The 21460-nt window shown below is 70.2% G+C and carries 15 protein-coding genes; 11 read left to right on the forward strand and 4 right to left on the reverse strand.

All coding sequences use genetic code 11. The features are described from left to right. The first annotated feature begins 17 nt into the window (after positions 1 to 17). From IT072_RS01500 to IT072_RS01520, 5 genes are read left to right on the forward strand one after another with little or no spacing between them, the layout of a single operon-like run. Positions 18 to 2111 (forward strand): beta-galactosidase, encoded by a 2094-nt coding sequence (locus IT072_RS01500; protein ID WP_223359034.1) that lies wholly within the window; start codon positions 18 to 20, stop codon positions 2109 to 2111. A gap of 25 nt (positions 2112 to 2136) precedes the next feature. Then, positions 2137 to 3489 carry an ABC transporter substrate-binding protein gene (locus IT072_RS01505; RefSeq protein ID WP_223359035.1) on the forward strand — a complete coding sequence of 451 codons (1353 nt, stop codon included), beginning with the start codon at positions 2137 to 2139 and terminating at the stop codon, positions 3487 to 3489. Between the two features lie 56 nt (positions 3490 to 3545). After that, positions 3546 to 4487 (forward strand): carbohydrate ABC transporter permease, encoded by a 942-nt coding sequence (locus tag IT072_RS01510; RefSeq protein WP_223359036.1) that lies wholly within the window; start codon positions 3546 to 3548, stop codon positions 4485 to 4487. Continuing rightward, positions 4484 to 5428: a carbohydrate ABC transporter permease gene (locus tag IT072_RS01515; RefSeq protein WP_223359037.1), complete on the forward strand. Its 945-nt coding sequence runs from the start codon at positions 4484 to 4486 to the stop codon at positions 5426 to 5428. The genes IT072_RS01510 and IT072_RS01515 overlap by 4 nt, the downstream gene beginning before the upstream one ends. Before the next feature lie 52 nt (positions 5429 to 5480). Beyond that, a complete protein-coding gene (locus IT072_RS01520; protein WP_223359038.1) occupies positions 5481 to 5939 on the forward strand; it encodes an MSMEG_6728 family protein in 459 nt (152 codons plus the stop codon). 96 nt (positions 5940 to 6035) lie between these two features. On the opposite strand, the gene IT072_RS01525 is transcribed toward IT072_RS01520, so the two are convergent. The 4 genes from IT072_RS01525 to IT072_RS01540 form a co-directional block, all read right to left on the reverse strand. Continuing rightward, positions 6036 to 7607, reverse strand: coding sequence for a transporter (locus IT072_RS01525; protein ID WP_223359039.1), 1572 nt, complete (start codon positions 7605 to 7607; stop codon positions 6036 to 6038). After that, entirely contained in the window at positions 7589 to 8332 is a 744-nt protein-coding gene (locus IT072_RS01530; protein ID WP_223360884.1) for an ABC transporter ATP-binding protein, read from the reverse strand. The genes IT072_RS01525 and IT072_RS01530 overlap by 19 nt, the downstream gene beginning before the upstream one ends. A 146-nt stretch (positions 8333 to 8478) precedes the next feature. Next, a complete protein-coding gene (locus IT072_RS01535) occupies positions 8479 to 13476 on the reverse strand; it encodes an endo-alpha-N-acetylgalactosaminidase family protein (protein ID WP_223359040.1) in 4998 nt (1665 codons plus the stop codon). Between the two features lie 141 nt (positions 13477 to 13617). Continuing rightward, positions 13618 to 14655: a LacI family DNA-binding transcriptional regulator gene (locus IT072_RS01540; protein WP_223359041.1), complete on the reverse strand. Its 1038-nt coding sequence runs from the start codon at positions 14653 to 14655 to the stop codon at positions 13618 to 13620. 150 nt (positions 14656 to 14805) lie between these two features. On the opposite strand from IT072_RS01540, the gene IT072_RS01545 reads away from it, so the two are divergent. From IT072_RS01545 to IT072_RS01570, 6 genes are all read left to right on the forward strand, one after another. Then, positions 14806 to 16107, forward strand: a complete 1302-nt coding sequence (locus IT072_RS01545) for an extracellular solute-binding protein (protein WP_223359042.1) — start codon at positions 14806 to 14808, stop codon at positions 16105 to 16107. A gap of 107 nt (positions 16108 to 16214) precedes the next feature. Further along, the gene (locus tag IT072_RS01550) at positions 16215 to 17189 is read left to right on the forward strand and encodes a carbohydrate ABC transporter permease (protein WP_223359043.1); all 975 of its coding nucleotides are present in this window, start codon (positions 16215 to 16217) and stop codon (positions 17187 to 17189) included. Further along, entirely contained in the window at positions 17186 to 18100 is a 915-nt protein-coding gene (locus tag IT072_RS01555) for a carbohydrate ABC transporter permease (protein ID WP_223359044.1), read from the forward strand. The genes IT072_RS01550 and IT072_RS01555 overlap by 4 nt, the downstream gene beginning before the upstream one ends. After that, positions 18097 to 19899: a glycoside hydrolase family 35 protein gene (locus tag IT072_RS01560; protein ID WP_223359045.1), complete on the forward strand. Its 1803-nt coding sequence runs from the start codon at positions 18097 to 18099 to the stop codon at positions 19897 to 19899. Before IT072_RS01555 ends, IT072_RS01560 begins: the two co-directional genes overlap by 4 nt. A gap of 121 nt (positions 19900 to 20020) precedes the next feature. Next, complete coding sequence (locus IT072_RS01565; RefSeq protein WP_223359046.1) at positions 20021 to 20344, forward strand: hypothetical protein; 324 nt, start codon at positions 20021 to 20023, stop codon at positions 20342 to 20344. Next, positions 20344 to 21453, forward strand: coding sequence for an AI-2E family transporter (locus IT072_RS01570; RefSeq protein WP_223359047.1), 1110 nt, complete (start codon positions 20344 to 20346; stop codon positions 21451 to 21453). The genes IT072_RS01565 and IT072_RS01570 overlap by 1 nt, the downstream gene beginning before the upstream one ends. Positions 21454 to 21460: the final 7 nt, after the last annotated feature.

Consider the following 21460-nt stretch of genomic DNA (forward strand, 5'->3'; position numbering starts at 1 on the left):
TCGAGCGAAGGTCGACGATGACGCAGAACCCCACATTCCCCGGAGTGCTCTTCGGGGCCGCCTACTACGCCGAGTACCAGCAGCCGGGCAGCCTCGAGCGCGATCTCGACCTGATGGTCGATGCCGGCTTCACGGTGATCCGCGTCGGCGAGTCGGTCTGGTCGACGTGGGAGCCCCGCAACGGCGAGTTCGACCTCGACTGGCTGCAGCCGGTGCTCGACGGTGCGCACGCGCGCGGGATCGCGGTCGTCCTCGGCACGCCGACCTACGCCATCCCGCCGTGGCTGCAGACGCTGCACCCCGAGATCGCCGCGATCAACGCGGACGGGCGCGCCATTGGCTGGGGCGCGCGGCAGGAGATGGACCAGTCGCAGCCGGTGTACCGCTGGTACGCCGAGCGGATCGTCCGCGCGGTCGTGCAGCGCTACGCCGACCACCCGGCCGTGATCGGCTATCAGGTCGACAACGAACCGGGCAACAACCTCCCGCACAACCGCACGACCTTCGCGGCGTTCGTCGAGTGGCTCCGGACCCGCTACGGAACCGTCGAGCGGCTCAACGAGGAGTGGGGTCTGGTCTACTGGTCCCACCGCATCGCCGAATGGTCGGAGCTCTGGACACCCGAAGGCAATCTGATGCCGCAGTACCAGGTGGAGTGGCGGCGGTTCCAAGGCGAGCAGGCCACCGAGCTGATCCGCTGGCAGGCCGAGATCGTGCGCGAGTACGCCCGCGACGACCAGTTCGTCACGACCTGCATCTCGTACTCACGCCCCCAGATCTCCGACGATCAGCTCGTCGAATCGCTCGACATCACCGCGGGCAACCCCTACTACCTGATGCAGGACGGACTCTCCGCCGACGTCGACCTTCCACGGCAAGCGGAGTGGTGGCACACCGGGCCGTGGGCGCTGTACCAGTGGGGGGACCGCGCATTCTCCTCCGCGCAGGAGCGATTCCTCGTCACCGAGACGAACGCGCAGTCGATCGGCGGACCGTGGCAGAACCAGCCTCCGTTCCCGGGCCAGATCAAGCAGGCGGCACTCGCCCTCGTCGCCCGCGGCGCCCGGATGGTGGAGTACTGGCACTGGCACACCCTCCACTTCGGCGTCGAGACCTACTGGGGCGGGGTGGTGCCGCACAGCCAGCGACCCGGCCGCATCTACCGCGAGGTCGCCGAGCTCGGCTCGACTCTGGGCGCACTGGGCCCCGCACTCGACGACTACCGTCCCGACGCCGATGTGCTGATGCTCTACTCGACCGACACCAAATGGTCGTGGGAGTTCTACCCGCCGCTCGCGAACGCCGACGGCACGCCCGACACCAACAGCTATCTGCGGATCGTCGACGCTTTCTACCGCGGGCTGAACGAGGCCGGCGCACAGGTGCGCGTGCAGCACACCCGTCAGTTCCTGGCAGAGGATCCGGCGACGCTCGCACAGCGGTTCCCCGTGCTCGTCGCCGCAGCGGAGTACGTCACGCCCGACGCGACACTCGACGCCCTGCGTGCCTACGCAGAAGCGGGCGGGCACCTGGTTCTGGGCATCCGCACGGGCTATGGGGACGACCTGGCACGGGCGCGGCGCGGCGTCGCTCCGGAGCGCCTGGCCGAGGCGGCGGGCGTCTGGTACGACGAATACTCCAACCTGGCGTCTCCTCTCGCGGTGGAGGGGACGATCCCGCTCGAAGCCGGTGCCGCCGGCACGGCCTGGACCGACATCCTGCAACTCGACGGAGCGGAGCCGATCGTGACCTACCGGGACAACGAGCTGGGCGCCCGGGTGGCGGTCAGCACCGCCGCCGCCGGAGCCGGCCGTATCACCTACGTCGCGACGGTCCCCAACCGCGAGCTCTCCCGCTCCCTCTCCCGCTGGCTCGTCCCGCGCACCACGGCGAACGACTGGAAGGCGTCCCTCCCCGTCACCGTCGCCAGCGGCCGGAGCGCCGACCGACGGGTCGTGTTCGCACACAACTGGTCCGCGGCTTCGCACGAGATCGTCCCCCCGCGCGACGCGCTCGTGATCGAGACCGGCGAGCGCCTCGCCGCCGGCACCCCCTATCTCCTCGCGCCACGATCCGTCGTGGTCTTCGAGGTCAGCGGCTCCGACGCGTGAGCCACCACCGAGAGAAAGAACACTGATGAGAATCGCAAGACGCACAGCACTCGCGCTGGGCTCGATCGCAGTGATCAGCGCCATCGCACTCACCGGGTGCAGCTCCTCCTCCTCCTCGACGGAGTCGTCGCAGGAGAAGGTCAGCCAGTCCGAGATCGACAAGGCCCTCGACACCCCGACCACCATCACCATGTGGTCGTGGCTGCCCAACCTGCAGGACGAGATCGACCTCTTCGAGAAGAAGTACCCGAAGATCACCGTCAAACTCGTCAACACCACGGGCGGAACGCAGCAGTACCCGAAGCTGCGCAGCGCACTGAAGGCCGGCAAGGGGGCGCCGGACGTCGCCCAGATCGAGTACCAGTACATCTCCTCCTTCCGGCAGACGAAGTCCCTGGCGGACCTCACCCCTTACGGCGGCAAGGATCTGCAGAAGCAGTTCGTGCCCTGGGTCTGGAAGCAGGTCGACGACGGGCAGGGCGTCTGGGCGGTGCCGCAGGACTCCGGCCCGCTCGGCAACCTCTACCGGGACGACATCTACCGTGCCGCCGGTGTGACGGAGTCGCCGAAGACCTGGGCCGAGTTCGCCGACGCCGCCGCCAAGATCAAGTCGGCAACCGGCTCCTACATCGCCGATCTGCCGGGCAACGACCCCGGCCAGATGGTCGGCCTGTTCTGGCAGGCGGGCGCCAAGCCGTTCGGCTACGACGGCAAGAAGACGGTCAGCATCGACATCGACAGCGCTCAGACCCAGAAGGTCGTGTCGTTCTGGCAGGACCTCGTGCAGAAGGACCTCGTCGCGACCGACCCCGACTTCGCCGACAACTGGTACCAGGGACTCGCCCAGGGCAAGTACGCCTCGTGGCAGACCGCGGCCTGGGGGCCGGTGTTCCTGCAGGGGACGGCCAAGGACACCTCCGGCAAGTGGCGCGCGGCGGACATCCCGCAGTGGTCGGCCGGCGAGAACGTCTCGGGCAACTGGGGCGGCTCCACCAGCGCGGTGCTCGCCACCTCCACCAAGAAGATCGCCGCCTACGAGCTGGCCAAGTTCATCAACACCGACCAGGAGTCGACGCTGATGTTCGCCAACAAGCAGTTCCTGTTCCCGGTGACGACCTCGACGCTCGCCTCGTCGGACTTCGTCGACACGAAGTCGGACTTCTACGGCGGTCAGCAGGTCAACAAGCTCTTCGCCGGCGTCTCCGACACCGTCGCGACCGACTTCGAATGGCTGCCGTTCATGGACTACGTGTACTCCAGTTACACGAGCACCGTGGGCGACGCGATCACCAACCACGGTGACATGGTGTCCGCGCTCAAGAAGTGGGACGACGATGTGACCGCCTACGCGAAGCAGCAGGGCTTCACCGTCAAGTGAACTCGAGCCGGGGGCCGGCCGCGCGGCCGGCCCCCGGCGGAATACGGAGAACCACCATGAGTGTCGCCCTCAACCGACCCAGGCGCCCCGAGGCGGAGGCCCGCCGGCGAGATCCTCGCGCGCTGACGCGCTCGCAGACCGTCGCCGCGTGGACGCTGACCACGCCCTTCCTCCTCATCTTCGCAGCGATGTTCATCGTTCCCCTGCTGTACTCGCTCTACGAGAGCAGCTTCCAGTCGTCCCTGGTCGACGGGCAGTCCTTCGCGGGGCTGGCGAACTATGGTCGCGTCTTCACAGACCCGAGCTTCTGGGCCGGGCTGGGGCGCGTCGCCCTCTTCCTCGTGATCCAGGTGCCGATCATGCTCGGTCTCGCGCTGGCCTTCGCGCTCGCCCTCGACAGCGGCCGCCTGCGCGGCTCGAAGTTCGCCCGGCTCGCGATCTTCGTGCCGTACGCGGTGCCCGGAGTCGTCGCCACTCTCATGTGGGGGTACCTGTACGGGCCGGACTTCGGGTTGATCACCCAGATCGCCAAGGCGCTGCTGCTCCCGCCGCCGAACCTCCTGTCGTCCACGAACATCCTCGGCGCCACGATGAACATCGTCTGCTGGGAGTTCATCGGCTACAACATGATCGTCATGTACGCCGCGCTCCGGTCGGTGCCGACCGAGCTGTACGACGCGGCGGAGGTCGACGGCGCCAGCCAGAGGCGCATCGCCTGGAGCATCAAGATCCCCGCGATCCGCAACGCGATCCTCCTGACGGTCATCTTCTCGATCATCGGGTCCTTCCAGCTCTTCAACGAGCCGAACCTCCTCTACAGCATCGCCCCGAACTCCATCGGGACGGACTTCACCCCCAACCTGTACGCGTACAACGTGGCGTTCAAGAACCAGGACGTCAACTACGCAGCAGCCATCGCCTTCGTGCTCGGTCTCATCGTCATGGTCGTGTCGTATGTGGTCCAGCTCGTCGCCAACCGCAAGGAGAAGCTGTCATGAGCGCGACGACTGAACGGGTCGCCCCGGCGCCGGGCCGCCGCTCCCACCGCCCGATCGTCGCGGCGTCGGCGCGCAAGCGGCGCGTCGTCGAGCGCGACAAGCGGCGCAGCACCGTCCTCACGGTCATCGTGTGGGTGTCGCTCGCCTACTTCCTGATCCCGCTCGTCTGGCTCTTCATCGCGTCGACGAAGTCGAACAGCGATCTGTTCTCGACGTTCGGCCTCGCCTTCGGGAGCAGCTTCGATCTCTTCTCGAACATCGGGCAGGTGTTCACACAGCAGGGCGGGGCGTTCTCGCAGTGGTTGATCAACACGGTGCTGTACTCGGTGGGGTCCGCGGTGGGCGCTGCGGCGCTTGCGACCGCGTGCGGCTATGCTCTCGCAAAGTACCGCTTCCGCGGCGCCACGGCCGTCTTCAGCGTGATCCTCGGCGCCGTGATGGTGCCGTTGACCGCCTTGGCGATCCCCACCTTCCTGCTCTTCAGCGCGTGGAACCTGACGGACACGCCCTGGGCGATCGTGCTGCCCTCGCTCGTCAGCCCGTTCGGCGTCTACCTGATGCGCGTCTACGCGGCGGATGCCGTCGACGACAGTCTGCTGGAGGCCGCGCGCATCGACGGTGCCGGGGAGTTCCGCATCTTCTTCTCGATCGCGTCCCGTCTCCTCGCGCCGGGCATCGTCACGGTTCTGCTCTTCACCCTCGTCTCGACGTGGAACAACTACTTCCTGCCGTTGATCATGCTGAACAGTCCCGAGCTCTTCCCCGTCACGGTGGGCCTCGCCTCCTGGCAGGCGTCGGCCACTGCGGGCGGCGGAGGTCAGGTGCTGTTCACGACGGTGATCACCGGCTCGCTCCTGTCGATCACCCCGCTGATCGTCGCGTTCCTCTTCTTGCAGCGGTTCTGGCAGACCGGCCTGAGCTCGGGGAGCGTCAAAGGCTGAGTCCGGCGTCGACGGTGCCGCGACGTGGTCGCCCGCGCGTACTCTGACTGCCGTGCAGACATTCCTCCCGTACCCGTCCTTCGCCGACAGCGTCCGCCTCCTGGACCGCGCCAGGATGGGGAAGCAGCGCGTGGAGGCGCTGCAGGTGCTGCGGGCGATCACCGTGCCCGGGTACGGATGGCGCAACCATCCGGTGGCGATGATGTGGCGCGGGTACCTGCCCGCGTTGACGAAGTACGCGCTGGAGTCGGCAGACGCGTGGATCGAGCAGGGTCACGCGGACACCGTGCGGCCGCAGGTGCTCGCGTTCGCGCCGGAGGTCGCGGAGCTCCCGCAGGATGCCCTCGAGCTGCCGCCGTGGATCGGCGACGACGCGTTCCACCGCAGCCATCGGTCGAACCTGGTGCGGAAGGATCCGGAGTTCTACCGGCCGCTGTTCCCGGACGTGCCGGATGACCTGCCGTACCTGTGGCCCGGTGCGACACGGGAGGCGGACGGCTCGCCGCTGTGACAGCGGGGTCGCGTATCGCCGCTCTGAGGCGCTCGAAGCGGCGTTTCGCGACCCCTGTGTCGGCCTAGGGCCGGGTCGGCCAGGGCCGGGTCGGCCCTACGCGTCCTTCCGCAGCTGCAGCAGCAGCTCCGGGCCGCGCGCGTCCAGCACGCGTCCGCCGACGCGCGCGCCGACGGTGAGCAGCACGCCGCCCAGTGCGACGCCGACGACGAGGCCTGCCCAGGCCCACAGCGCATCGCGGGTGACGACGGCGACGATCAGCAGGGCGATCTCCGGCAGGCAGAGCACCGCGAGCACGCCCCAGGACGCGAAAGTGGGACCCATGAGGGCGAAGCCGGCGCCGGGCCGAGACTTGAACGGGTTGTCGCCCGGGTTGGGGACCGGGAACACCAGGCGAGCCGACGTCACCGAGCAGACGCCGGCTCCGGTCAGGAGGATGCCGAGCGAGAGGCCGAGCAGGGCCGGGGCGATCGCCAGCTCGCCCTCCGCGGCGGCCGTGCCGATCGTGACGATCGCGACCGCAGGGACGCCGAAGGCGAGCATCGCCCCGGCCCGTCCCCAGCGGTCGGCGCGCCCCGGCACCGCCTTGGAGAGGTGCAGGGCGAAGGCGGTGGAGTCGTACGACACGTCCGCGAGCATGCCCACGCCGAGCGCGAAGGCGATGATCGGGCCGGACGCGATCAGGAAGCTGTTCGAGTGGTTGAGGCTGGCGTAGAACCACATCAACGCCGGGATCAGCGGGATCACGATCAGCTGGCGCAGATAGCGCGGATCCCGGAACCAGTAGGTCAGGCATCGTGCCGCGATCGCGCCGGCGGGTGTCGCGGGCAGGATGCCGAACAGGCCCGGCTTGCCCGGCGCGCGAACCCGGGAGGAGGCGCGGGTCGGGGTCACCAGCGAGCGGCCGAGACCCCAGCGCCAGACCAGCCAGAGCACGGCGAACGTCGCGAGCGCGATCAGGAGGCGCGCGAGCGCACCGAGCGCGTCGCCCGCTGCGAGCGCGCCCGGCACGGCCCACACGGCGCCGAGCGGCGACCACGACAGGCCGTCCGCGACGGCGGGCAGCGCATCCGCCGACGATCGAAGCCCGCGTGTCACGCCGATGATGATCGGTCCGGCCAGGATGAGCGGGATGAGCACCAGCAGGCCGCTCGCCTCGCGGAAGCGGCGCCCGGAGGCGAGACCGCTGGCGACGGAGGTCGTTGCGCGGGAGACGACGATGCAGGTGGCGGCCCCGAGCACGCCGGTCACGAGGGCGGCGAGCGCGACGCCCGGCGCACGCCACCAGGGGAGCGCCGTGCCGAGGGCGGCGAGAGTCGTCGCCGCACCGGCGACGCCCACGGCGCCGCTCAGCAGCATCCCGATCATCATCGTCCGCAACGGGATGGGGTAGACCGCGAGGCGCGCCGGGTCGAGCGTCTGCTCGACCCCCGACATGAGCAGCGGGAGGACGGCCCAGCCGAGCACGGCGGCCGAGCCGGCGAGCACGAGAGCGGTGGTCGCGACCTCCCGCGGCGCGAAGGAGAGCCCGATGAGGGCGCCGAGCACCACCACGAGCGCGAAGACGCCGTAGACGGCGCCGAGGATGACGGCGACGAGCTGCCCGGTGCTGCGGCGGAAGGAGTTCCTCAGATAGAGGAGGCGGAGCCTTACGAGTGCTGCAACCACTCCGGCCCCTCCCCGACGCGGCGGCCGCCGACCAGCTCGACGAAACGGTCCTCGAGCGTCGAGCCCGCGCGGACCTCCTCCACCGTCCCGGCGGCGACGACGCGGCCGGCGGTGATGACCGCGACGTGGTCGCACATCCGCTCGACCAGATCCATCACGTGCGACGACACGATCACCGTGCCGCCCCCGCGCACGTACCCGCCGAGGATGTCGCGGATGTTCGCGGCCGACACCGGGTCGACCGATTCGAACGGCTCGTCGAGCACGAGCACTTTGGGCGCGTGCACCATCGCGGCGGCGAGCGCGATCTTCTTGGTCATGCCGGCCGAGTAGTCCACGACCAGGGTGCCGCCCGCGGACTCCAGGTCGAGCAGGCGGAGCAGGTCGGCCGTGCGCTGGGCGGCCGTAGGGCGGTCCATCCCGCCGAGCAGCCCGGCGTACTCGACGAGCTGCTCGCCGGTCAGGCGGTCGAAGAGTCGCACGCCGTCCGAGAGCACGCCGACGAGCGCCTTCGCCGCGAGCGGGTCGGCCCACATGTCGACGCCGTGGATGAGCACCTGGCCGGCGTCGGGGCGCAGCAGGCCGGTCGCCATGCTGAGCGTGGTGGTCTTGCCCGCGCCGTTCGGGCCGACCAGGCCGTAGAAGCTGCCGGTGGGCACGTCGAGGTCGATGCCGTCGACGGCGACTTTCTGGCCGAAGTGCTTGCGCAGCCCGCGCAGCGACATCGCGATTCCGTTGTCCTCGGGCACGAACCCTCCCCGTGTCGTTGGTCTGGCCCAGCCTACCCGCGCAATCGAGACGCCGCCGATTTGGACCGAATGTCGCGAAAGCCGGTGCGCTTTCACGACATTCGGTCCAAATGTTCCGGGGCTCAGGCGCGGCGGCGACGGGCGCGAAGGCGCAGGGCGGCTCCCGTGGCGATGCCTCCTGCGGCGAGCAGGGCGAGCAGGGCGGCCCCGAGCGCGCCGGAGCCCGTCGAGGCGAGCGGGCCGTCGAGCCCGGGCGGGACGACCGCGCCGCCCCCGCTCCCGCCGCCGGCTCCGGGGATCTCCGCCGCAGTCACCACGATCGCGCGTTCCGCGACCACCGCGCCGTCGACGACGACCTGGATGGTGTGCGGCCCGGTCGCGAAGTCCGCGGGCACGGTCGCGGTGACGCTCGCCGCGCCGTCCGCATCGGTCGTCACCTGGCCGAGCGTCAGCGGGTCGGAGTGCAGCACGACCGTCGCCCGGACCGCGGCGGAGAACCCGCTCAGACCCACGGTCAGATCGTGCCCGGCCGTGACCGCCGCGGGGGCGGCGATCGCGGGGGTGCCGGAGGCGCACGGCTCGTCGTCCGGGCGCGCGCCGGACGCATACCCGGTCGGCGCGTCCGCTGCGGCGCCGTAGACCCGCATCTCCGCCGCAGCGGCGAAGGGCTGCCCGTTCAGCGCGCTCAGCGCCGTGAACCGCACGAACGACGCCGTGGTCGGGGCGAACGGGATCACCTGCATCGACGGGGAGTCGACCAGCGCGCCCGAAGCGACGGTCGTCCACGTCGAGCCGTCGTCCGACACCGCGACCTCGTAGCCCTTCACACGTCCGTTCTGGCCGCCGGACGACCGGCCGAGGTAACCGAAGCCGTCCACCGTCGACGGGCCCGCGAGCGTGAGCGTGACCCAGTGCGGGTAGGGCGCCGCACTGTTCGTGTAGTCGGTGTGCCAGATCGTGTCCGGGTCGCCGTCGAGCACGTTCCCGACCGGGCCCTCTCCCGCTCCGGACGACAGGTTCTCGGAGTCGGCGGTCGCCGTCATCGAGCTGGGCGACAGCATGGGCCGCTCGGAGACCACGGCCTTCGCCTGCGCGGCGACCGATTTGGTCACGCAGTCGTTTGCGTAGGTCGCCTCGATCCCGAGCATCGCCGTCGTGCCTCCCGCCGATGCCGGCGGAGTGACGAGCCAGGTCGTCGTGACGCTCGCCCCCGGGGCGACGCGGTCGAACAGGTTGCCCTTCTTCTTCGCCACCTCGGCCGTCCATCCGTCCGGGAGATCGGTGAGCTGGACTCCGACGTTGGTCGCCGCGGTGAGCTCGTTGTTGGTGAACGTCGTCACGAACGTGCCGGCCACGCCGGGGCTGAGGTCGGTGCTCGCGGGTGCCGTCACCGAGCCGCAGGACGCGCCTCCGGCCTCTTCGCCGAGATCCTCGACCCGGAAGTCGTCCAGCACGAAGTCCGCACCGTTCGCTCCGGAGAGCTTGCGGAGGCCGACCCAGGTGTCGCCGCAGCCCGCGACGATCTCCTTCGCGTAGTGCGTCGTGTCGAGCGCGGGAGCGAGGGCGTCCCGGTTCACGTCGGCGGACGAGACGGATCCCTTCGCGAGTGTGTCGGCTCCGGTGACCCAGGCCCACTGGCCCTCGAGGTTCGTCTGGTAGTCGAACGACACCCGGTACGTGTGGCCGGCGACGAACGGGACGGTGGCGGGCACGGTGCGGTACACGAGACCCGTGTTCTCCTCGTGCGCCTTGAGGGAGTGCTCACCGGTGAGCACGTCGTCGACGGACAGGCCGTTCAGCGCCCCCGAGTTGTACGGCGAGTGCGTGTTCTTCCACTCCTTCTGGCTGTACGGCGCGTGCCGCTCGCTGATCGATGTGCGCGGGTCGGTCGTCCCGCCCGCGTCGCCCTTGACGAACGGCCCCCAGCCGGGCTGGTTGCCCTCGAAGTCGTCCGCCGCGATCACGCCTCCGGATGCCGGCGACGGTGTGGAGGTGTCGCGCATGAGGCGGGCGTCGTCGAGCGTGACGACGGCGTCGCCCGCCACGGCGCCCAGCGCCACCGTCACCGTGCCGCTCGCGGGTGCGGTGAACGAGACGGAGGCGCGCTGCGAGTACGTGCCCTGCTTCGCGTCGGAGGCCATCGAGTTGGCGGCCGGGGTGGAGTCGAACGTGTTGGCCGAGACGGTTCCGGCGTCCACCGAGACGGTCGTCGCCCGCCGCTCGCCCTCCGCGATCTCGACGTTCGCGCTGAACGTGTAGCGCTCGCCCGCCTGGAGGCCGGTGACCGTCTGCGAGAGCGACGACCGGTCGGAGCCGAGCGTCGCGACGTTGTCGCCGTTCGCGGAGGTCGCGAGCGCTGCCCCACCCGTCGGGTGCCACGCGCTCAGGTCGCCCGCGTTGAAGCCGGGGTCGACCAGTCCGCTGCCCGCGCCGTAGTCCGCCGCGGCGTGGGGAGCGGCGCCGCCGGCCGGAGCGAGCACGTAGGGCGTGCCCTTCGCTCCGGTCAGCGTGACCGTGCCGCCGTCCGCCCGCACATCGGAGACCTTCACCCGACCCTGATCGGTCAGCGCGTAGAGCGTGAAGTCGGTCGTCCCGGCGAACTGCGGGGTGAGCGTGAACGTCGCCGCGCCTCCGTTCGGGTTGAAGTAGTACATCTTGTCGGCGTGGGCGGGCGAGGAGACGCCGTCGGCATCCGGCTCCCCCCACGGCAGCAGGTAGGTGCCTCCCGTCGCGACGGTGGCGCCGCCCATCGCGATCTGCCGCTCGCCGTCCACCATCGAGACGGTGACGCCGTCGGCGAGCGTGGCGCTCCGGCCGAAGTCCCACGCCTGCACCGGGAAGTGCTGCAGGAACTTGGTCGGCAGGTTGGCGCTCCAGATGTTGCGGTAGAACGTGTTCCAGTCGTTCTGCCCGGTCCAGCCCTCGAACTCCTTCACGTCCGCGCCGCCGAGCAGCGGGTCGACGTTCCACACGTCGCGGTCCGTGTTGGCGATGAAGCGGACGATGTTGGAGTTGATGCCCTTGTTCGTGGCGCCGCCGTAGTTCTTGTCGTTGGCCCAGTGCGACCAGATCGAGGTGCCCTCGAACTTGTAGGCCCACTCGGTGGCGACCTGCAGGTCGAGGTCGCGCAACTGCGCCGCGAGGCCGTCGGCCAGCCATCCGCTCGAGTAGTACGCGTCGATGTACACGCCGGCGAGGTTCGGCACCTCGTGCTTGAGCTGGGCGAAGCGGTCGACGATCGCCCCGGAGCCGAGGTCGTAGCGCTGGTCGATGTGGTAGCTCTGGTTGAGCCAGTCCCAGCCGTTCACCTGACCCTGCACCATCCGGTCCGTGAAGGTCTTCGCCTGCGGGTACGCCTCGGTCGCGTTGACGTGCACGGCGACGTCGGCGTTGTACGCCTTGCCCTCGTCCACCAGCGTGTTGAAGTCGTCCAGGCCGCCCGCGCGCGTGTTGTAGTCGCCGCCGTAGTCGGGATGCCCGGAGTCGTGGCCTTCGTTGGCGTACCCCTTGTCGAGCACCCACTGACCGAGATCGTCGGTGGTCATGGAGATGCGCTTGACGTTGTCGAGCGTCTTCAGGAACGGGTTGGTGGCCTGGCTCGCGAAGTTGAACGGGATGTGCTGCACGACGCGCTCGGGCACGCGGTCGGCGCCCAGCGGCCGGGTCTCGGCGTCTCGGTAGGCGATCGCGGCATCCTGCCAGTCGACGCGACCGTCGCCGTTCGCGTCGGCGGCCAGCACGACCGTCGCGCGGGGCAGCGCGTAGACGGCCACGCGGGGATCGGTCGCGCCCGCAGGCGCGTACGTCCAGTTGCCGACCGAGAGCTGCGCTCGCCGTGCCCCGTTGCCCGCGTCGACGATCTGCGACTGCAGGCGGGTGTTCCAGTTCGTATCGGAGTCTTGCGCGGCGTCCTCCGTCGCGTTGGTCAGGATGCCGCCCGCGAGCTGCGAGCCGCTGACGAAGCCGTAGGGAGTTCCGACGCTCCGCGCGTCGACCGGGGTGGCGCCCGTGACGGCGAGGAAGCGGTCGGCGGTGGTGGTGGAGTCCGTGGAGATCAGTGTGCGGGCGAGAGCCGCCGCCGGGTCGGACGAGTCGACCGACACCAGGGAGAGCTCGGGGATGGCGAGCTGGTCGACGGACATCGCGGCCGCGCCCTCCAGCTTCGTCACCGCGAACTCCACGGTCCCCTTCGCCGTCGCCGTGATCGTCGTCGTGATGGTGAGCTCCGGGAGGTCCGCGAAGGTCGAGACGTACGTCGCCGTGTCGGAGGTCGCGCTCATGGTGGTCGTGGCGGTGTGCACGGTGCCGTTCACGCTGAAACCGTCGAGCTTCTGCGCCTGACCGCCGAGGGTCCGTCCGTCGAGGTCGTAGGAGATCACCTGCGGGAACTCCTCGGCGACCTGAACGGTCAGCCCGGCGCCGTTGCCGATCGCGACCGGGGTCGCGGCGTCGGCCGGTGGATCGGGCGTGACCGGTGGCGGTGTGGTGTCGCCGGTGGCGAAGACGCGCAGCTCCCCGACCGACACGTTGGGGCTGCCGTTGATGGTGCTCGTGGCGACGAACTTGAGGTAGCGTCCGGTGACCGCCTGCGAGAACACGAGGTTCTGCACATCCGTCGCCGAGGTCGGCTGGCGGAACCGTCCGGTGGCGGCGGGCGTGCCCCAGTCCGCCTCCGGGTCCTTCGCCACGGCCGCACTGTCGGTCACGTAGACGGACACGTCGGCCACCGGGCCGTTGGACTGGTTCTTGACCTGGTACTGGATGCCCGTCAGCGGGAAGGATCCGCCGACGTCGAGGGTGATCCAGTGCGGGAGCGGATCGGGCGACCCGCCGTTGTAGGCGCTCGCCCATTGCGTGTTCGGGTCGCCGTCGAAAGCCGCCAGCGCCGTTCCGTCGAGTGCGGGAGGCGCAGGGTAGGGCGCAGACTCGGAGTCCGCGCCGACGAGCGCGTACTGGGTCTGCGCGATGGCCGTGCCGGCCGGCTGCGGAGCGTCCGCTGCTGCTGCCGGAGCCGTGGCGATCGGCGCCAGGGCGCCGGCGGCGGCCAGCGCGATGGCCGCGAGGGTCGCGGGGAGAACGGCGGGAAGGGCGCGGAGGCCGCGCGGGGGATGAGGGCTCACAAGGTCCACCTAGCTGCATCGTTGGGAAGGTCCGCCTGTATGGCATCGATAACACTAGGGGATTAAAGCGATTCGGGGAACCCCTGATATCGCTAGCAGTCAGTGGGTGTCAGCGTGCGCCGGCCGCCGCGGGGCTCCGGGTCAGGCGGTCGCGGGCGCCGCCGCCGTCGACGCGCGCACCACGAGCGTCGGCTCCACCGACGCTGGGGCGAGGGTCGTGTGCGGGTCGGCGATGTAGCGCAGAAGGTGCTCGACCGCGAGGCGACCCATCTCGCCGAAGGGCTGCGCGACCGTGGTGAGCGAGGGGGAGCAGTACTCGGCGAGGGTGATGTCGTCCACGCCGACGACGGAGATGTCCTCCGGGATGCGCCGGCCGAGCTCGTGGAAGGCGCGGATCACGCCGAACGCCATCTCGTCGCTCGAGACGAACACGGCCGTGACCTCTGGGATGCGCGCAAGGATCAGCCCGTTCTGGTAGCCGGAGGCCGGGGACCAGTCGCCCTTGAGCTCGGGTGGGGGAGTGATCCCGGCCGCCTCCAACGTGCTGCGCCATCCCTCGCTGCGGCTCATGGCGTCCAGCCACTCGGTGGGGCCGGAGACGTGCCAGACGGTCTTGTGGCCCAGATCGAGCAGGTGCTGCGTCGCCAGCCGTGCGGCTTGGGACTGGTCGACGGCGACGATCTCGGTGGAGGAGGTGCGCGATCCGTCGATGGTGATGGTGGGGATCGCGCGGGTCAGCTCCTCGATGCCGCGGGTGACGTGGATGAGCGGCAGCGCCAGGATGATGCCCTCCACGCCCTGGTCGGCCAGGCGTGACATCGCCTCCTCGATGGCCGTCGGCTCGAGGGACGGGCTGGTCGCCGAGCTGACGGAGTAGCCGGCGTCACGCGCGGCTTCCTCGACCCCGACGGTGACGGCGGTGCGCGAGAAGAAGCTGGTCTGCAGCAGCACGATCCCGATCGTCCGGCTGTGTCCGGAGGACAGCATGCGCGCCGCGTTGTTCATGCGGTAACCGAGCTGCTCGACGGCGGCGAGGACCTTCGCGCGGGTCTTCTCCTGCACGTTCGGATGCCCGCTGAGCGCTCGCGAGACCGTCTGGGCGGAGACCCCGGCGACGCGCGCGACATCCGTCATCCCGGGCGGCTTCGGCGCCGACTCCCGTGCTTCCGTACTGGCCATGCTGGCAATGATAGCGGGCGCATCGTTGCGATCACGCAGATCCATTGACCGATTACGGCAATCCTGACGGAACTGTTGTTATCGGTATCATTCTGTGCGACACTCGCTTCTCGAACCCGCTGAAGGGTATCTGTGTTCAAAGGAGAGGCAGTGAAGAAGTCAGCAGCAATCCGATTGGCGGGCGCGGCGGGGGCGGTCGCGCTCGGCATCATGAGCCTGGCCGGCTGTTCCGGGGGATCCGGCTCCGGCGACGACGCGAAGCCGGCCACCGTGACGTTCTGGGGCTGGGCCCCCGGCTACGCCGACGCGGTCAAGGCGTTCAACGCCGCTCACAAGGACGTGACGGTGACGTACCAGGAGGTGCAGCCCGGCTCCAAGGGCGGCTACCAGAAGATGCTCAACGCGGTCACCGCGAAAAACGCGCCGTGCCTCGCGCAGGTGGGCTACGAGACTCTCCCGAGCTTCGCCGCACAGGGCGCGCTCGAAGACGTCTCGTCGGTCGCGAAGGCCGACGAGAAGGACTTCCAGCCGGCGGCCTGGAAGTCGGTCAGCATCGGGGACGCCGTCTACGGCGCGCCGGTCGACACCGGCCCGATGGGCCTCTTCTACAACAAGGAGGTCTTCGACTCGCTCGGGCTGAGCGCGCCGACGACGTGGGACGAGTACAAGGCCGACGCCGAGAAGATCCACGCCGCCGACCCGACGAAGTTCATCTCGTCGCCCTACCTCGACTACGACTACGCGGGCCTCGCCTGGCAGACCGGCGCGAAGTGGTTCGACGTCGACGGCGACGCCTGGAAGGTCACGATGGCCTCCGACGCCAACGCGAAGGTCGCCGACTACTGGCAGGGACTCGTCTCGGAAGGTCTGATCAGCAGCGCGCCGATGTACGACCAGGCCTGGTACACCGGCCTCGGCGACGGCAGCATCGCCACCGTGGTCGGAGCCGTCTGGCAGGCGGGCGTCATCAAGGGCGGCGCCGCCGACGGCTCGGGCAAATGGGCGGTCGCCCCGATGCCGCAGTGGTCGGCGGGTGACGACGAGGTCGGCAACGCCGGCGGCTCGGCGACCGCCGTGCTGAAGGGCTGCTCGGACACCAAGGCCGCGTGGGAGTTCGCCCACTGGCTGAGCACCGACAAGGACACGTACAACACGCTCGTGCAGAAGGCCGGCCTCTACCCGGCTGCGACCGACCTGGCCGATCTGCCCGCGCTCACCGAGGGCGACGCCTACTTCGGCGGCCAGAAGATCTTCGACGTCTTCGCGAAGGCCGCACCGCAGGTCAACCCCGACTGGACGTGGGGTCCGGTGATGACGAAGACCGCGGCCGACCTCGACGACGGGCTGGGCAAGGCCTGGGCCGGTCAGGGCACGATCGCCGACGCGCTGAAGAGCGCGCAGGACAAGACGGTCGCCGAGCTCACGAAGCAGGGCCTGACGGTCTCCGAGTAGGGCGAGAGCGGGAACGGGGGAGCGGGATGCGACGGGCCGATTCGGGACGGCCCGTCGCATCCCGTCGTGACAGCGCACGGGCATCCCGTGGGCGGAGAGAAGGAAACGTGACCGAACTGGCCGTCGCCGAGCATCCGGCGACCCCACCGGCGGCGAGCGACGCCGGGACGCGCGCGCTGCGACGCGCGCGCCGGCCTCGCCGCTCGTTCAGCTGGCGCGCGCCGCTGCTGTTCCTCGGGCCGTTCGTCGTGCTGTTCGCCGCGATGAACATCGCGCCGATCGTCTATGCCTTCGTCAGCAGCCTCTTCACGGTCAAGCGCTCCGGCCTCGGCCTGACCGCGCCGACCCAGGAGTTCGACCCCTTCGCGAACTACCTCCACGCGTTCGGCGACCCCGACTTCGTCGCGTCGCTCGGCCGGGTGGCGCTGTTCGGCATCGTGCAGGTGCCGGTCATGCTCGGCCTCGCGCTGGCGCTCGCCCTGCTCATCGACTCGAAGTCGGCCCGCGGCAAGGGCTTCTTCCGGCTCTCCAGCTTCCTGCCCTACGCCATCCCGGGCGTGAGCGCCGCGCTCGTCTGGTCGTTCATGTACTCGACCACGTCGAGCCCGATCAACCACCTGCTCGCGCCGCTGGGCATCCAGCTGCCGTTCTTCGACGAGGGGACGGTGCTGTGGTCGGTCGCGAACATCGTGACCTGGAGCTGGACCGGCTACAACATGATCATCATCTACGCCGCGCTGCAGTCGATCCCGGCCGAGGTGCTGGAGGCGGCCAAACTCGACGGCGCTTCCGCCTTCCGGACGGCGTGGAGCATCAAGATCCCGATGGTGCGCAGCGCGATCATCCTGACGGCCGTCTTCTCGATCATCGGCTCCGCCCAGCTCTACAACGAGCCGACCGTGCTCCAGCCGATCTCGGGAGGCTCGGTGTCGTCCACCTTCACCCCGATCATGTCGGCCCAGGCCGCGGTCGGCGCCGGCAATTACCCGTACGCGGCCGCGCAGTCGGTCATCCTCGCGGTGCTCGTCGGCGTGATCTCGTTCGTCTTCTTCCGACTCACCAGCAAGGGGGACACGGCGTGACCGCCCTCACCACACGGCGTCCGACCACACGGCGTCCGACTACACGGCGTCCGAACGCACGAGGCCTGAGCCCGCGTCGCGACACCACTCCGCTGGGCCGCACCGTCGTGCTGGTGCTGCTCTCGGTGTCGACCGTCTACTTCCTCTTCCCGCTCTGGTGGCTGCTCGTCTCGGCGACCAAGCCGTTCGGCGAGCAGTTCTCGGGCAACGGGCTCTGGTTCGACGGCTTCGGCCTGTTCGACAACCTCGTCCGGCTCACGGCGCAGGGCGACGGCATCTTCTGGCAGTGGATGCTCAACAGCCTGCTCTACTGCGGAGTGGGCGCCGCGATCGGCACCCTCCTCTCCGCGATGGGCGGCTACGCGCTGGCGAAGTACGACTTCCCGGGCCGGGGGGCGCTGTTCGGCGTCATCCTCGCCGCTGTGCTCGTGCCGAAGATCCTGTTCACGCTGCCGCTCTATCTGATGTTCTCGGGCGTGCACCTCATCAACAACCCGCTCGCCGTGCTGCTGCCGAGCATCGTCAGCCCGTTCGGCGTCTACCTGGCGCGCGTGTTCGCCGCTCAATCGGTGCCCGACGAGGTGATCGAGGCGGGGCGGATCGACGGCGCGAGCGAGTTCCGGATCTTCCGCTCGATCTCGACCAGGATGATGCTGCCCGCGCTGGTGACGATCTTCCTGTTCCAGTTCGTCGAGATCTGGAACAACTACCTCCTGCCGGCCATGGTGCTCGGGGACGACCGCATGCAGCCGGTGACCGTCGGCCTCGTCGGCTGGAACGCCAGCCACGTCGCCGTCCCGCCGCCGCTCGTGGTGATCGGATCCCTCGTGTCGGTCATCCCGCTGATCGTCGCGTTCCTCGCGCTGCAGCGGTTCTGGCGCGCCGGAATGACCGCGGGGGCCGTGAAGTGACGCTGACGGGAACCTCCTCGCTGCTGACGTACGAGGAGGGGGTGCTGCTGCGCGACGGCGCGCCCCACCAGGTACTCTCGGGGTCCCTGCACTACTTCCGCGTGCATCCCGCCCAGTGGCGCGACCGGTTGGAGCGCCTGGCGGCGCTCGGGCTCAACACCGTCGACACGTACGTCGCGTGGAACTTCCACCAGCGCCGGGCGGACCGGCCCGCCTCCTTCGAGGGCTGGTGCGACCTCGAGGCGTTCGTCCGCCTGGCGGGCGAGGTCGGCCTGGACGTCATCGTGCGCCCGGGCCCGTACATCTGCGCCGAGTGGGACAACGGCGGCCTGCCCGCCTGGCTGACCGCGCGCGTCGGCACCCGCGCCCGCAGTTCCGAACCCGCGTTCCTCTCCGCCGTCGCCGAGTGGTTCGACGACCTCGTCCCGCGGCTCGCCGCCCTGCAGGCGTCGAACGGCGGACCGATCGTCGCCCTCCAAGTCGAGAACGAGTACGGCAGCTACGGCGACGACGCGTCGTATCTGACCTGGCTGCGGGATGCGCTCGTCGACCGGGGCGCGACCGAGCTGCTCTACACCGCGGACGGTCCGACCGACCTCATGCTCGACGGCGGCAGCCTGCCCGGCGTGCTCGCGACGGCGACCTTCGGCTCGCGCGCCGAGCAGGCGTTCGGCCTGCTGCGGTCCCGGCGCGAGGGCGAGCCCCTGCTGTGCGCCGAGTTCTGGAACGGCTGGTTCGACCACTGGGGCGAGCGCCACCACGTGCGCACGGTGCAGAGCGCCGACGCGACCCTCGGTGAGATCCTCGACGCGGGCGGCTCCGTCAGCCTGTACATGGCGCACGGCGGCACCAACTTCGGCCTGTGGGCGGGGGCGAACCACGACGGCCGGCTGCAGCCGACGATCACCAGCTACGATTCGGATGCCCCGATCACCGAGCACGGTGCCGTGACGCCGAAGTTCCACGCGTTCCGGTCGCGGTTCGCCGCAGCGGGAGGCCGGCTGCGCGAGGTGCCCGCCGATCCGCCGATCCTGGCGCCCCGCACCGTTCCGGTGGTGCCCGGCGCCGGTCTCCTCCCCGCGCTCGACCGCCTCCCGGTCGCGGGCAGACCCTTCCCCACCCCGCCGAGCTTCGAGGAGCTGGGCATCGCCTCCGGGCTCGTGCTCTACCGCGCGACGCCTCGGCTCCCGCGCGGAGAGTGCACGCTGACGATCGCCGGTCTGCACGACCGCGCTCAGGTCTTCGTCGACGGCACTCGCGTCGGGACCCTCGACGCCGACGGCTCGCTCGCCGTCACGGGCGCGGGCGACGCTGTCGAGCTGCGCATCCTGGTCGAGAACCAGGGCCGCATCAACTACGGCCCGTTGCTCGGCCAGGGCAAGGGCATCCTGGGCGGCGTGCGCGTCGGCCGCCGCCTGGTGCACGGCTGGACCGCGCGCCCCGTGCCACTGGACGAGTGGGGGGAGGGGGAGGTCGCGCGGCTGGCGGGCGGTCGGGCGGCTCGCGGAGCCGCGGGCGCCGGGTTCTCGACGGCGCGGTTCGTGCTCGGCGCCGACGAGCCGGCGGACGCCTTCCTGGCCCTCCCCGGATTCGGCAAGGGCTTCGCCTGGGTCAACGGCTTCCTGCTCGGGCGGTACTGGGAGATCGGCCCGCAGGTCACGCTGTACGTCCCGGCGCCCGTGCTGCGTCCCGGCGGGAACACGGTGACGCTGCTCGAGCTCGAGCACTCCGGCGAGCGGATCGAGTTCCGCGCCGCTCCCGAGCTGGGGCCGCCGGAGGAGTACGTGGAGACGTTCTAGCGGGGTTCACTCGTCGGCGCTGTGGACCGAAGGTCGTATTTGCGGCGCGCTTTCGCCTCATTCGGTCAAAATCGCGGCGGGGAGGCGTTGGATGGAGTCGAACCCGACGAGAGGACATCCCGTGACCGACAGCCCCACCACCGCATTCGATCTGCTCACCACCCGGCTGCTGCAGGATCCCGACCTCGATGTCTCCGCGACGGCGACCGGGCTGCACGTGCACGATCGGCTCTTCGCCTATCTCGACCGCGATGAGCTCGTCGTCGACCTGCCGCGCGAACGCGCCGCCGATCTGGTGGGTCGTGGGATCGCGACCACGGTTCCCGCCGCGCGAGCCGAGGCCGCCGGGGCCTGGGTGCGTATCGCGGATGCCGAGGACTGGCCGGAGCTCGCCGACGAGGCGCACCGGTTCGTGGGCGAGCCGGCCGTCGGCATGGACTCCTGATGGAGCTGCCCTGGAGCCGTCCACGGCCGGACGGCGCATCCGCTGACGCATCGACCGTCCCGCCCGGCGTCCGCACGGCCTCCGAGTGGTCGTGGCGCCTGCTCGTGATCCTCGGGCTCGCGGCGGTCGTCGTCTACCTCGTGATCGTCTTCCACGAGATCGTCATCCCGCTGCTCGTCGCCCTGCTCGTGTCGGCCCTGCTGCAGCCCGCGGTGTCGTCGCTCGTGCGGCACCGCTGGCCGAAGTGGCTGGCGATCCTGGTCACACTCGTCGCGTTCGCCGCCGTCGTCGCCGGACTGGTCATGCTCGTCGTGTGGCAGGTGCGCGCGGGACTGCCGCAGCTGGAGCGGGAGTCGGTCGCCGCGTACGACCGCCTGCGCAACACCCTCCGCGAGCCGCCGTGGAGCGTGACCGACACGCAGCTCTCCGGCTACGTCGCCAGTGCGGGGGACTTGCTCCGCAAAGACAGCGGACAGCTGATCGGCGGGGTGGTGCGCGTCGGCTCGACGACCGGCCACCTGCTGGCGGGCGCGCTGATCGCCGTCTTCGCGACCATCTTCATGCTCATCGACGGCCACGGCATCTGGCGCTGGATCACCCGCCTCTTCCCGCGCACCGGCCGCCCGGCCATCGCGGCGGCGGGCGACGCCGGCTGGAGCACCCTCACGAGCTTCGTGCGCGTCCAGATCCTCGTCGCCGTGGTCAACGGCGTCGGGATCGGCCTGGTCGCCTTCTTCCTGGGCCTGCCGCTCGCCGTCCCGATCGGCGTCGTCGTGCTGCTCGCCTCCTTCATCCCCGTCATCGGCGCCATCGTCTCCGGCGTCATCGCCGTCGTGATCGCCCTGGTGTTCGCCGGCCCCGTGCAGGCGATCATCATGCTCGCCGGTGTGCTGCTCGTGCATCTGCTCGAAGCGCACGTGATGCAGCCGCTGCTGGTCGGCGGCGCGGTCAAGGTGCATCCCCTCGCCGTGGTCGTCGGCGTCGCCGCCGGAACCGGGATCGCCGGTGTCGCGGGCGCCCTCTTCGCGGTGCCGCTCATCGCCGTGGCCAACGCGATGGTCACCGCCATGCTGCGCACCGTCCACAGCACTCCGCCCGCGGTGGAGTAGACCGGCG

The organism is Leifsonia sp. ZF2019 (genome assembly GCF_019924635.1).
Lineage (GTDB): Bacteria > Actinomycetota > Actinomycetes > Actinomycetales > Microbacteriaceae > Leifsonia.